Here is a 12,385-nt window from a genome sequence, read left to right as displayed (position 1 = left end):
GGATACGAAATGGTCACCCGATCCATGGCACCGGCCGGATACCCTGGCGACGTGCGTGCCCGATTCAGCGGGCGTGCAAAGCCGACAGCCGTCGCACCCAGGGAGAAGCCCCATGGCCACTGCAGCCGACCCGTCCGTCACCCAGCAGAGCCGCGCGAACGCGCTGCGTGAGTCGCTCGCCACCAGGGTGGTGGTGGCCGACGGGGCGATGGGAACCATGCTCCAGGCCCAGGACCCGAGCCTGGAGGACTTCCAGAACCTGGAAGGCTGCAACGAGGTCCTCAACATCACCCGGCCCGACATCGTCCGCTCGGTCCACGACGCGTACTTCGCGGTCGGCGTGGACTGCGTGGAGACCAACACCTTCGGCGCCAACTTCTCGGCGCTCGGCGAGTACGACATCCCCGAGCGGATCTTCGAGCTGTCCGAGGCGGGCGCCCGGATCGCCCGGGAAGCCGCCGACTCCTTCACCGACGGCCGCACCCGCTGGGTGCTCGGCTCGATCGGCCCCGGCACCAAGCTGCCCACCCTCGGCCACGCCCCGTACGAGGTGCTGCGCGACGGCTTCCAGCTGAACGCGGCCGGCCTGATCGCCGGCGGCGCCGACGCGCTGCTGGTGGAGACCAGCCAGGACCTGCTGCAGACCAAGGCCGCGATCCTCGGCTCCAAGCGCGCGCTCGCCGAGGCGGGGCTGGACCTGCCGGTCCTGGTCCAGGTGACGGTCGAGACCACCGGCACCATGCTGCTCGGCTCGGAGATCGGCGCGGCGCTGGCCGCGCTGGAGCCGCTGGGCGTCGACTACATCGGCCTGAACTGCGCCACCGGCCCGGCCGAGATGAGCGAGCACCTGCGCTACCTGGCCAAGAACGCGAAGATCGGCCTCTCCTGCATGCCGAACGCGGGCCTGCCGGTGCTGGGCAAGGACGGCGCCCACTACCCGCTGTCCCCGGCCGAGCTGGCCGAGGCGCACGACGTCTTCACCCGGGAGTACGGCCTCTCGCTGGTCGGCGGCTGCTGCGGCACCACGCCCGAGCACCTGCGCCAGGTGGTCGAGCGCGTCCAGGGCCGCCCGGTGGTCGCCCGCACCCCGCGCCCGGAGCCCTCGGCCGCCTCGCTGTACCAGGCGGTGCCGTTCCGCCAGGACACCTCCTACCTGGCGATCGGCGAGCGCACCAACGCCAACGGCTCGAAGAAGTTCCGCGACTCGATGCTGGCCGGCGACTGGCAGGCCTGCGTGGAGATCGCCCGCGAGCAGATCCGGGACGGCTCCCACCTGCTGGACCTCTGCGTGGACTACGTCGGCCGCGACGGCGTCGCCGACATGAAGGAGGTGGCCGGCCGGCTGGCCACCGCCTCGACCCTGCCGATCGTGCTCGACTCCACCGAGCCGGAGGTCCTGCGGGCCGGTCTGGAGGCGCTCGGCGGCCGAGCGGTGCTCAACTCGGTCAACTACGAGGACGGCGACGGCCCGGACACCCGGTTCGGCCGGATCGCCTCGCTGGCCCGCGAGCACGGCGCCGGCCTGATCGCCCTCACCATCGACGAGGACGGCCAGGCCCGCACCGCCGAGACCAAGGTCGCCATCGCCGAGCGGCTGATCACCCAGCTCACCACCGAGTACGGCATCGACGAGGGCTCGATCCTGGTCGACTGCCTGGCCTTCACCCTGGGCACCGGCCAGGAGGAGTCCCGCCGGGACGGCATCGAGACCATCGAGGCGATCCGCGAGCTCAAGCGCCGCCACCCGGACGTGCAGACCACCCTGGGCCTGTCCAACATCTCCTTCGGGCTGAGCCCGGCGGCCCGGATGGTGATCAACTCGGTCTTCCTGAACGAGTGCGTCGAGGCGGGCCTGGACTCCGCGATCGTGCACGCCTCGAAGATCCTGCCGATGGCCCGGATCCCGGAGGACCAGCGCGACGTCGCCCTGGACCTGGTCTACGACCGCCGCAGCGAGGGCTACGACCCGCTGCAGAAGCTGCTCCAGCTGTTCGAGGGCGTCTCCTCGACCTCGATGAGGGCGTCCAAGGCGGAGGAGCTGGCGGCGCTGCCGCTGGAGGAGCGCCTGCAGCGCCGGATCATCGACGGCGAGCGCAACGGCCTGGAGGCCGACCTGGACGAGGCGCTGGCGCAGCGCCCGGCGCTGGAGATCGTCAACAGCACGCTGCTGGCCGGCATGAAGGTGGTCGGCGAGCTGTTCGGCTCCGGCCAGATGCAGCTGCCGTTCGTGCTCCAGTCCGCCGAGGTGATGAAGACCGCGGTGGCCCACCTGGAGCCGCACATGGAGAAGTCCGACGACGAGGGCAAGGGCACCATCGTGCTGGCCACCGTCAAGGGCGACGTCCACGACATCGGCAAGAACCTGGTCGACATCATCCTGTCCAACAACGGCTACACCGTGGTCAACCTGGGCATCAAGCAGCCGGTCTCGGCGATCCTGGACGCCGCCCAGGAGCACCGGGCGGACGTCATCGGGATGTCCGGCCTGCTGGTGAAGTCCACCGTGATCATGAAGGAGAACCTGCAGGAGCTGAACCAGCGCAAGCTGGCTGCCGACTACCCGGTGATCCTCGGCGGCGCCGCGCTCACCCGGGCCTACGTCGAGCAGGACCTGCACGAGATCTACGAGGGGGAGGTCCGCTACGCCCGGGACGCCTTCGAGGGCCTGCGGCTGATGGACGCGCTGATCGCGGTCAAGCGCGGCGTGCCCGGGGCGGCCCTGCCGGAGCTCAAGCAGCGCCGGCACGCCCGGGTCGAGGTCGAGGAGCCGGAGGAGGTCAACCTCGGCCAGGTCCGCTCGGACGTCTCGGTCGACAACACCGTGCCGGAGCCGCCGTTCTGGGGCGACCGGATCGTCAAGGGCGTGCCGTTCGCCGATTACGCCTCCTGGCTGGACGAGGACGCGCTGTTCAAGGGCCAGTGGGGCCTGAAGGCCGCGCGCACCGGGGAGGGCCCCTCGTACGAGGAGCTGGTGGAGACCGAGGGCCGGCCGCGGCTGCGGATGTGGCTGGACCGGCTGCAGACCGAGGGCTGGCTGGAGCCGGCCGTGGTCTACGGCTACTACCCGGCCAACTCCAAGGGCGACGACCTGATCGTCCACAACGAGGACGGCACCGAGCGGACCCGCTTCACCTTCCCGCGCCAGCGGCGCGGGCGCCGGCTCTGCCTGGCGGACTTCTTCCGCCCGGAGGAGTCGGGCGAGCGGGACGTGCTGGGCCTCCAGGTCGTCACCATGGGCAACCGGATCTCCGAGGCGGCGAACGAGCTGTTCGCCAACAACTCCTACCGCGACTACCTGGAGCTGCACGGCCTCTCGGTGCAGCTGGCCGAGGCGCTGGCCGAGTTCTGGCACGCCCGGGTCCGCTTCGAGCTGGGCTTCTCCGGCGAGGACCCGCAGGACGTCAAGGACATGTTCGCGCTGAAGTACCGGGGCGCCCGGTTCTCGCTCGGCTACGGGGCCTGCCCGGAGCTGGAGGACCGCGCGAAGATCACCGAGCTGCTGCGGCCCGAGCGGATCGGCGTGGTGCTCTCGGAGGAGTTCCAGCTGCACCCCGAGCAGTCCACGGACGCGATCGTGATCCACCACCCGGAGGCCAAGTACTTCAACGCGCGGTAACCCCCGCGTCGCGCACCGTTCGTTCCTTTCGGCGGAGCGGGGCGTATCCTGGATCATCCTGAACGGGCCGGTCCGCTCACCAGCGGGCCGGCCTGTGCCATCCCCAGGGGCAGCGCCCCGGGGCACGGACGGAAGGACCCGCGCCATGACCACCATCTCCACCGCCACCCGGACCCTCGACCACGGCGACGGCCGGGGCCTCCAGGCGGTGCTGCTGGACATGGACGGGACGCTGGTCGACACCGAGAACCTCTGGTGGCAGGCCGAGGCCTCGCTCTTCGCCGAGCTGGGCTACACGCTCGACGAGAACGACCGCGCCCACGTGGTCGGCGGCCCGATGAGCCGGGTGATCGACTACCTGCTGGCCGCCACCGGCGTGGACCTCGCGCCGGCCGATCTGACCGTCCTGATCAACCAGCGCTTCGTGGACCTGCTGGGCGGCGGCGTGCCACTCATGCCGGGCGCCGAGCGACTGCTCAACACCCTTGCCGCGCACGGCGTTCCGACCGCCCTGGTGTCCGCCTCGCACCGGCACGTGATCGACATCGTGCTGCGGTCGCTGGGTGCCCACCACTTCGCCTTCACGGTCGCCGGGGACGAGGTGCCGCGCACCAAGCCGCACCCGGACCCGTACCTGGAGGCGGCGCGGCGACTGGGGGCGGAGCCGGGCCGCTGCGTGGTGGTGGAGGACGCGCCGACCGGTGTCCGCGCGGCGGAGGCGGCCGGCTGCCCGGTGATCGCGGTGCCGTCGGTGGCGCCGATCGAGCCGGCCCCCGGGCGCCTGGTGCTGCCCTCGCTGGAGGGCGTCGATCTTGAACTGCTCCGCTCGCTCGTCGCCTCGCGAGTGTGATTGTCGTCTCATTGCGGAGACCGCTTACCGCCCGGTACGTGGTCGGCCACGTCCGCTCACGGTGAGTCCCCGGGGAGAAAACGGGCATTGCCTGACAACTCGTCGAATGGTCGCGCCCACACCGTCCCCTCGTGTCCCAACTGTCACCTGTACGGGTATCGGTGGGGTCTGTTCGATATGGCACGCTACTCCAGTTCGTTCCCCACCCCCGAGCCCTGCCATCGCCGCTGACGGGCAACCCCGTCCTGCCCGCGGTCGCACGGCGCCCGGTCCGTGCACGACCTCCACGACCCCGGAGGATCAACCGAGCGCGGGCCGCCGGCCCCGGCCGGACCGCACCCGAAGGACGCGACCCGTGAAGACTTCAGCTGAACGACTGGCAGTGCTCGGCTGCGCCGGCCTGGTGGCCGTCTCGGTGGCCGGCTGCGGCTCGGTCACCGACGCCGTCAAGGGGGACGGCGACAAGGCGATCACGATGGGGACCACCTCGGTCACCAACACGCTGGACCCGGCCGGCGCGTACGACGCCGGCTCCTGGCTGCTGCTGCGCAACACCTTCCAGTCGCTGCTGTCCTACCCGGCCGCCTCCAGCACCCCCGGTCCGGACGCCGCGCAGTCCTGCGAGTTCACCGCGGGCGACGTCACCCAGTACCACTGCACGCTCAAGGGCGGCCTGAAGTTCTCCAACGGCCACGCGCTGACCGCCGCCGACGTCGCCTTCTCCATCGACCGGACGAAGAAGATCGCCGACCAGAGCGGCCCGGCGGGCCTGCTGGAGTCGATCAAGTCGGTCGAGGCCAAGGGCGACACCGAGGTGGTCTTCCACCTCTCGGCGCCGGACGCGACGCTCCCCGCGAAGCTCGCGGGCCCGGCGGGCGCCATCGTCGACCAGGAGGTCTTCCCGGCCGACAAGCTGCTCGCCAACGACAAGCTGGTCGGCTCCGGCCCGTACAAGATCGACTCGATCGAGACCACGACCATCGAGGGCGGCGCCAAGGTCCCCGGCAAGGTCGCGCTGTCCCCGAACGACAAGTACACCGGCGACGCCAAGCTCCGGAACAAGAAGTTCACCCTCCGGTACTTCGACAAGCCGGCCGAGCTGAAGGCCGCGCTCGACAAGGGCGACATCGACCTCGCCGACAACAGCCTGGAGCCCAACACCGCGGCCCAGGTCCTGTCCGACCAGCAGGGCGGCAAGAGCGACCTGCAGGTCGTCGAGGGCGACAGCAACGACACCCGCTATCTGGTCTTCAACACCAAGGACGCGACCGGCGGCAACGTCGCCGTCCGGCAGGCCGCCGCGCAGCTGATCGACCGCAAGTCGCTCGCCCGCGACGTCTTCGCGCGCACCGTCCAGCCGCTCTACTCGATGGTCCCGGCCGGTGTCGCCGGCCACAACACCGCCTTCTTCGACAAGTACGGCGACCAGGACGTCACCAAGGCCAAGGCGATCCTCACCGCGGCCAAGGTCCCGATGCCGGTCAAGCTGAACCTCACCTGGTCGCGTTCGCGCGCCGAGGGCGCCGAGGCCGACGCGCTGAAGAAGCAGCTGGAGGCCGGCGGCGTCTTCCAGGTGACCGTCCAGCACGAGGCGGACTGGGACGTCTACAAGAAGGGCTGGGTCGAGGGCAAGTACCAGGCCTACACCATCGGTTGGTTCGCCGACTACCCGGACGCCGACAACTACGTCGCGCCGCTGATCGTCGAGGGCGGGGCCTACCACCACGGCTGGGACGACCCGCGGATCAGCCAGAAGCTGGTGCCCGAGAGCCTCAAGCAGGCCGACCGCGCCGCCGCCTCCGCCACCTACGCGCAGATCCAGGGCATCGTCGCCGACAACGCGCCGCTGATCCCGCTGTTCCAGAACAAGGCCTTCTTCGCCTCGCGTTCGAACATCACCGGCGTGGAGTCGACCGTGGACACCACCGGCTTCTTCCGCTTCTGGGAGATCGGCCGGCTCGGCAAGTGACCCGTTCCACCGGGTGACCCTCAGCACGGTGGCCCGTCCGCTCCCCCCAGGGTGCAAGGGGAGCGGACGGGCCACCGTCATGTCCGGACCGGTCCGGGCTCAGAGCGCGCCGGGGCGCACCAGCCCGCTCTCGTACGCGTAGACCGCGGCCTGGACCCGGTCCCGCAGCTGAAGCTTGGTCAGCACATGGCCGACGTGCGTCTTCACCGTGGTCTCGCTGACGAACAGCTCCGCCGCGATCTCCGCGTTCGACAGGCCGCGCGCCACCAGCTTCAGCACCTCCAGCTCACGCTCGGTCAGCGCGTTCAGCGCCTGCGGCGGCGCCTCCTCGCCCGAGGGCAGCTTGGTGGCGTACATGTCCAGCAGCCGCCGGGTGATGCTCGGCGCGAGCATCGCCGCGCCGTCCGCGACCACCCGGATCGCCTGCACCAGCTCCTCGGCCGGTACGTCCTTCAGCAGGAAGCCGCTGGCGCCCGCGCGCAGCGCCTCGACCACGTACTCGTCGAGGTCGAAGGTGGTCAGCACCAGGACCTTCGCCGGGCCGTCGCGGCCCGGGCCGGCGATCCGGCGGGTCGCCTCCACGCCGTCCATCCGGGGCATCCGGATGTCCATCAGCACCACGTCGGGCTGCAGTGCCCGGACCTGGTCCAGCGCCTGCTGACCGTCGCCGGCCTCGCCGACCACCACCAGGTCGGCCTCGGCCTCCAGGATCATCCGGAAACCGGTGCGAAGCAGCGGCTGGTCGTCGACCAGCAGCACTCGGATCGTCACCTAGGACTCCTTGCTCATCGGATCCCCCGTGGGATCGTCCTCGTCAGACGTTCGTGCCGTCGGCAGCGGCAGCGGGTACGGCGGGGGAGTGCCGCCGAACTCCGGGCAACTGGCCTGGTGGTCGCACCAGTCGCAGAGCCGGTTGCGGGTCGCGGGGAAGTCGCCGGTGGCCACCGCCTCGCCGATCCGCTCCCAGAGCGCCTGCAGCTTGCGCTCCACCGCGAGCAGGTCGGCCTCGTCCGGGTCGTAGCTGACCACGTCCCCGCCCCCGCCGAGGTAGACCAGCTGCAACCGCTTGGGGATCACGCCCTTCCACCGCCACACCACCAGCGCGTAGAACTTCATCTGGAACATCGCCTTGCCCTCGAAGTCCCGCGAGGGCGCCCGGCCGGTCTTGTAGTCCACCAGCCGCACCTCGCCGGTGGGCGCGACGTCGACCCGGTCGATGTAGCCGCGCAGCAGCAGCCCCGACTCCAGGGCCGTCTCCACGTAGAGCTCCCGCTCCACCGGATGCAGCCGGGTCGGGTCCTCCAGCCGGAACCAGCGCTCGACGAGCTTCTCGGCGTCCGCCAGCCAGCGGGTCAGCGCCGCGCCGTCCGGGTCCTCCGGGAACAGCGAGACCAGCTCCGGGCGCTCGCCCAGCAGCCGCTCCCACTGCGGCCGCAGCAGCCCCAGGGCCCGCTCCGGCGTCCGGTCGGCCGCCGGGCTGTCGAACAGCCGCTCCAGCACCGCGTGCACCAGGGTGCCCCGGGTCGCCGCCGCGCTCGGGGGCTCCGGCAGCTTGTCGATCACCCGGAGCCGGTACAGCAGCGGGCAGGTCAGGAAGTCCCCCGCGCGGGACGGGGACAGGCCGGTCGGCGGCGCCGGTGGACGCGCCGGGGCCACGACGGCGCTGCTGGTGTCGGTCTGCTGCATACCCCGACCCTATTGCCCTGAGCTGTCATCCCGCTGCCACGGTGCTGCCACACCGGCCTCCCAGTGGGTATGAACCCTGCGAGAGGGGCGCGCGACGGCACCCGGCCCTGATCACGTAGCGTGGGCGCACCGGCGCACGGCGCACGACAGTGAACCGACCGAAGGGATCACGGTGAGCGACAGCAGGGGGCGTCAGACCTCCGACCGGCCCCCGCAGGACGGCGACTCCCGGTCCGGTCCCCGGCCGCCCGAGGAGCCGGAGGGCCGCAACGGCATCCTGATGGGCCGGCCCTTCGGCGTACCCGTCTACGTCACCCCCTCCTGGTTCGTCATCGCCGCGCTGATCACCTGGGTCTTCGGCGGCCAGCTGGAGAACGTCCTGCCCGGGCTCGGCGCCAACCGCTACCTGGTCGCGTTCTTCTTCGCGGTGGCGTTCTACGGCTCCGTCCTCATCCACGAGCTCGCCCACACCGTGGTCGCGCTCCGCTACCGGCTCGGGGTCCGCCGCATCCGGCTGCAGTTCCTCGGCGGCGTCTCCGAGATCGAGAAGGAGGCCGAGAGCCCCTGGCGGGAGTTCTGGCTGGCCTTCGTCGGCCCGCTGCTCTCGCTGCTCCTCGGCGGCGTCTTCTACCTCGCCGTCCAGGCCGTCGAGCTCTCCAGCGTCCCCGGGGTGCTGCTCACCGGCCTGATGGTCTCCAACCTCGTCGTCGCCGCCTTCAACCTGCTGCCCGGCCTCCCGCTGGACGGCGGGCGGATGCTGCGCGCCGTCGTCTGGGCCGTCACCGGCCGGCCGATGACCGGCACCGTCGCCGCCGCCTGGGCCGGCCGCGTGCTGGCCGTCGCCGTCCTGATCGGCCTGCCGCTGCTCGGCGCCGCCCGCGGCGCCGACCGGACCACCACCGACACCCTGATCGACGCCGTGCTGGCCGCCGTCCTGGCCGTGATCATCTGGAACGGCGCCGGCGCCGGCGTGCAGCAGGCCCGGCTCAAGGAGGTGCTGCCCGACCTGCGGCTGCGCGACCTCGTCCGCCGGGGCGTCGAGGTCAGCGCGGACACCCCGCTGGGCGAGGCGCTGCGCCGGGTCCGCGAGCAGCAGGCCGGCGCCGTCGTCGTGGTCGACGGCCGCGGCGACCCGATCGGCCTGGTCCGCGAGTCCCAGGTCCGCGAGGTCCCCGAGCACCGCCGCCCCTGGATCGCCGTCGGCGCACTGGCCCGCGACCTCGAACCGGGCCTGCGGCTGCCCGTCGAACTCGCCGGCGAGGACCTGCTGCGCGCCCTGCGGGCCCACCCGGCCACCGAGTACCTGGTGGTGGAGGCCGACGGCCGGGTCTACGGCGTCGCCACGCTCAGCGACATCGAGCGGCGGCTGACCGCCGCGATCGCCGGCCGGTGATCATCGTGGTCGGGCGGAGCGCCTGCTTCCCTTAGGATTGTCCGCATGTCCGAACCGACCGGTGCCACCCGCCGACGCGGGCCCTTCCAGGTCGGGGACCAGGTCCAGCTGACCGACCCGAAGGGCCGCCACTACACGTTCACGCTCCAGGCCGGGAACCAGTTCCACACCCACAAGGGTGCGTTCCCGCACGACGAGCTGATCGGCGCCCCCGAGGGCACGGTCGTGCGCACCACGGGGAACGTCCCGTACCTCGCGCTGCGCCCCCTGCTCCCCGACTACGTCCTGTCCATGCCGCGCGGCGCCGCCGTGATCTACCCGAAGGACGCCGGGCAGATCCTCGCCATGGCCGACATCTTCGCCGGCGCCCGCGTGGTCGAGGCCGGCGTCGGCTCCGGCGCGCTCTCCACCTACCTGCTGCGCGCCGTCGGCGACACCGGCATGCTGGCCTCCTACGAGCGCCGGCAGGACTTCGCCGACATCGCCCAGAGCAACGTCGAGCGCTACTTCGGCGGGCCCCACCCGGCGTGGAAGCTCACCGTCGGCGACCTCCAGGACAACCTGGTGGAGTCCGACGTCGACCGCGTCATCCTCGACATGCTGGCCCCCTGGGAGTGCCTGGACGTCGCCTCCAAGGCGCTCGTCCCCGGCGGCCTCATCTGCTGTTACGTGGCCACCACCACGCAGATGTCGAAGACCGTCGAGGCGCTGCGCGAGCACGGCACCTTCACCGAGCCGCAGGCCTGGGAGACCATGGTCCGCACCTGGCACCTGGAGGGCCTGGCCGTCCGCCCGGACCACCGGATGATCGGGCACACCGGCTTCCTGCTCACCTCCCGCCGCCTCGCCGACGGCGTCGAGCCGCCGCTGCGCCGCCGCCGCCCGGCCAAGGGCGCGTACGGCGAGGACTACGACAACGGCTCGGCCGAGCCGAGCCTGCAGGAGCGCGCCGCCGCCCGGGCCGCCGCCCGCACCGGCGACGTCGAGCAGCCGGAGCGGCTCGGCTGACGGTACGTCCACCAGGGGTGGTACAGCGGGTTTCGCGCCCGCGTACCACCCCTTCGTGCTACCCCCGCACCCGCGCCACCCTCCGTCCACGCCGGTGTGGGACGATGCTCGCTCACACCGACCCACTGGAGGGGACGCCTGGTGGAGACCGCGGTCACGGCGAGGGTTGAGCAGCAGACACCGCAGGCCCGCAGCGGGCCCGGACACGCCCGATCGGCCCCCTGGCACTGGGCCCTCGCGATCGGCGGCTGCGCCGCCGTGGTGGCCACCGTGCTCGCCGCGGATCCGGCCACCGGGACGCCGAAACCGGCCCGCCCCACCGTGAAGGCCCTCCCGGCCGCCGCCGCGCCCGATCCGGCCAAGGCCGAACTCCCGCTGGACTGCGGCCCGTTCCCGGTCAAGATATCCGTCAGTTTCGCCGCCGACCTCGGCGACGGCCGGCCCGGTACCGTCGCCGCCGCGCACTGCGCGGCCGAGAACGGCACCCCGCCGGACGCCGTCTACCTGCTCGGCACCGGCCCCGACGGCCGGCCCGTCGTGGTGGCCACCCTGCTCTCCGAGCGCGAGAACCTCACCGTCGGAAGGCTCGGCCTGCGCAGCGACGGCACCATCACCGGCCACGCGCAGGGGTACTCCGGCGACGACGTGCCGCGGTTCAGCCCGGACATCTCACTCGACCTCACCTGGACGCGCAAGGACGCCGGCTGGAACCGCTCCCAGACCACCGCTCCACTGGCGCAGGCCTGACTGCTACTCGCCGGCTCGCCTCCGGGGCTGTGTTCTCGCCCGCTCGCCTCCGGGGCGCTTCGACCCGGCGCCGACGGTCGGCGCTCCAACGCCCCTCGTTCCTCGGGGTGTCCTCGCTTCTCCCTTTCGGCACCGGCGCGCCCCTTCGGCTCGGGGCGGGATCGCGGTCGCCTCGGGGCGGGTGCCCGCCGGGCTCAGGGGTCCGCCGGCCCGGGCTACTCGGCGTCCGGGCCGTAGACCTCGGCCCGGTCGGAGACCCGGCGCACGTGGATGCAGTCGCCCGGGCAGTCCTTCACCGAGTCCACCACGTCCTGAAGCAGCGTCAGCGGCACCGGCACGGTCTCGCCGGGCTGCTGGCGCAACTCGTCGTCCGAGCCCTTCACATAGGCGAGGCCGTCGATGTCCAGCTCGAAGACCTCGGGCGCGTACTGCGCGCAGATGCCGTCGCCGGTGCACAGATCCTGGTCGATCCACACCTCCAGCGCTTCGCCGGCCTTCGCCTCTTCGGTCACCGACATGGTCCCCTGCCGTTTCTGTCCCGGGTCGCCCCCAAATGGGAGGCAATCCCGCCATTCGTACAACGATCTGACCGCGACCCTCGGTCGCGATCGGATATCGACTCGTTCGACGATACATCTGGTCGGCTTTGGGTGGTGCGCGCTGGGTATCCCCTAAGCAGAGGGGAAGCACGCGAGGGCGAAGATCGGACACGCCCGTTCCATCTTTCTTGATCTAGGGGTTTACGGACCCCTGGTCCCAGGTAGGGTCTGGAAGCGTCCAGCTCCCCGGAGGAGGTGAGGACCGTGGCAGCCCACGATGACGACTACAACCGCAGCACCGGCCGGCCCGCTCGTGGTTCCGACGAGGCCGCTCAGGTCTCGTACCTTGAGCAGGAAATCGCCGTGCTGCGCCGCAAGCTCGCCGACTCGCCGCGCAATTCGAGAATCCTCGAAGAGCGGATCGTCGAGCTCCAGACCAACCTGGCCGGCGTGTCCGCCCAGAACGAACGGCTCGCCTCCACCCTGCGAGAGGCCCGCGACCAGATCGTGGCCCTCAAGGAGGAAGTGGACCGGCTGGCACAGCCCCCGGCCGGATTCGGCACCTTCCTCAGCCAGA

The 12,385-nt window shown here is 71.7% G+C and carries 9 protein-coding genes and 1 pseudogene; 7 read left to right on the top strand and 3 right to left on the bottom strand.

Features of this window, described 5'->3' with window-relative positions; translation table 11 throughout:
- The first annotated feature begins 112 nt into the window (after positions 1-112).
- The 3 genes from metH (at position 113) to ACZ34W_RS34550 (ending at position 6,435) form a co-directional block, all read left to right on the top strand.
- The gene (gene metH, locus ACZ34W_RS34560) at positions 113-3,616 is read left to right on the top strand and encodes a methionine synthase (protein WP_329486943.1); all 3,504 of its coding nucleotides are present in this window, start codon (positions 113-115) and stop codon (positions 3,614-3,616) included.
- A 145-nt stretch (positions 3,617-3,761) separates the two neighbouring features.
- The gene (locus ACZ34W_RS34555) at positions 3,762-4,466 is read left to right on the top strand and encodes an HAD family hydrolase (protein ID WP_329486942.1); all 705 of its coding nucleotides are present in this window, start codon (positions 3,762-3,764) and stop codon (positions 4,464-4,466) included.
- Positions 4,467-4,821: 355 nt separating this feature from the next.
- Positions 4,822-6,435, top strand: a complete 1,614-nt coding sequence (locus ACZ34W_RS34550) for an ABC transporter substrate-binding protein (RefSeq protein WP_465609853.1) — start codon at positions 4,822-4,824, stop codon at positions 6,433-6,435.
- Positions 6,436-6,534: 99 nt separating this feature from the next.
- Here the strand turns inward: ACZ34W_RS34550 and ACZ34W_RS34545 are convergent, their stop codons facing one another.
- Positions 6,535-7,206 (bottom strand): response regulator transcription factor, encoded by a 672-nt coding sequence (locus ACZ34W_RS34545; protein WP_329486940.1) that lies wholly within the window; start codon positions 7,204-7,206, stop codon positions 6,535-6,537.
- Positions 7,207-8,121: a RecB family exonuclease gene (locus ACZ34W_RS34540; RefSeq protein WP_329486939.1), complete on the bottom strand. Its 915-nt coding sequence runs from the start codon at positions 8,119-8,121 to the stop codon at positions 7,207-7,209.
- 172 nt (positions 8,122-8,293) lie between these two features.
- Between ACZ34W_RS34540 and ACZ34W_RS34535 the strand changes: the two genes are divergently transcribed.
- The 3 genes from ACZ34W_RS34535 to ACZ34W_RS34525 all read left to right on the top strand — a co-directional run bounded on the left by ACZ34W_RS34535 (position 8,294) and on the right by ACZ34W_RS34525 (position 11,269).
- A complete protein-coding gene (locus tag ACZ34W_RS34535; protein WP_465609850.1) occupies positions 8,294-9,514 on the top strand; it encodes a site-2 protease family protein in 1,221 nt (406 codons plus the stop codon).
- Between the two features lie 45 nt (positions 9,515-9,559).
- Positions 9,560-10,522 (top strand): tRNA (adenine-N1)-methyltransferase, encoded by a 963-nt coding sequence (locus ACZ34W_RS34530; RefSeq protein ID WP_329486937.1) that lies wholly within the window; start codon positions 9,560-9,562, stop codon positions 10,520-10,522.
- Between the two features lie 141 nt (positions 10,523-10,663).
- The gene (locus ACZ34W_RS34525) at positions 10,664-11,269 is read left to right on the top strand and encodes a hypothetical protein (RefSeq protein WP_465609848.1); all 606 of its coding nucleotides are present in this window, start codon (positions 10,664-10,666) and stop codon (positions 11,267-11,269) included.
- Between the two features lie 215 nt (positions 11,270-11,484).
- On the opposite strand, the gene ACZ34W_RS34520 is transcribed toward ACZ34W_RS34525, so the two are convergent.
- Positions 11,485-11,787 carry a ferredoxin gene (locus ACZ34W_RS34520; RefSeq protein ID WP_329486935.1) on the bottom strand — a complete coding sequence of 101 codons (303 nt, stop codon included), beginning with the start codon at positions 11,785-11,787 and terminating at the stop codon, positions 11,485-11,487.
- Positions 11,788-12,072: 285 nt separating this feature from the next.
- Here ACZ34W_RS34520 and ACZ34W_RS34515 point away from each other — a divergent pair.
- A pseudogene (locus ACZ34W_RS34515) lies at positions 12,073-12,385 on the top strand (proteasome ATPase); the annotation flags it as partial.

Source organism: Kitasatospora sp. NPDC022856, assembly GCF_055561235.1.
The sequence above is the reverse complement of the archived record's forward strand: the minus strand, read 5'-3'. Positions and strand labels throughout refer to the sequence as shown.

Excerpts from the sequence above, each read along its gene's own strand:
- ACZ34W_RS34540 (WP_329486939.1), bottom strand. The coding sequence starts at position 8,121 with ATGCAGCAGACCGACACCAGCAGCGCCGTCGTGGCCCCGGCGCGTCCA.
- ACZ34W_RS34555 (WP_329486942.1), top strand. The coding sequence starts at position 3,762 with ATGACCACCATCTCCACCGCCACCCGGACCCTCGACCACGGCGACGGC.
- ACZ34W_RS34530 (WP_329486937.1), top strand. The coding sequence starts at position 9,560 with ATGTCCGAACCGACCGGTGCCACCCGCCGACGCGGGCCCTTCCAGGTC.
- ACZ34W_RS34520 (WP_329486935.1), bottom strand. The coding sequence starts at position 11,787 with ATGTCGGTGACCGAAGAGGCGAAGGCCGGCGAAGCGCTGGAGGTGTGG.
- metH (WP_329486943.1), top strand. The coding sequence starts at position 113 with ATGGCCACTGCAGCCGACCCGTCCGTCACCCAGCAGAGCCGCGCGAAC.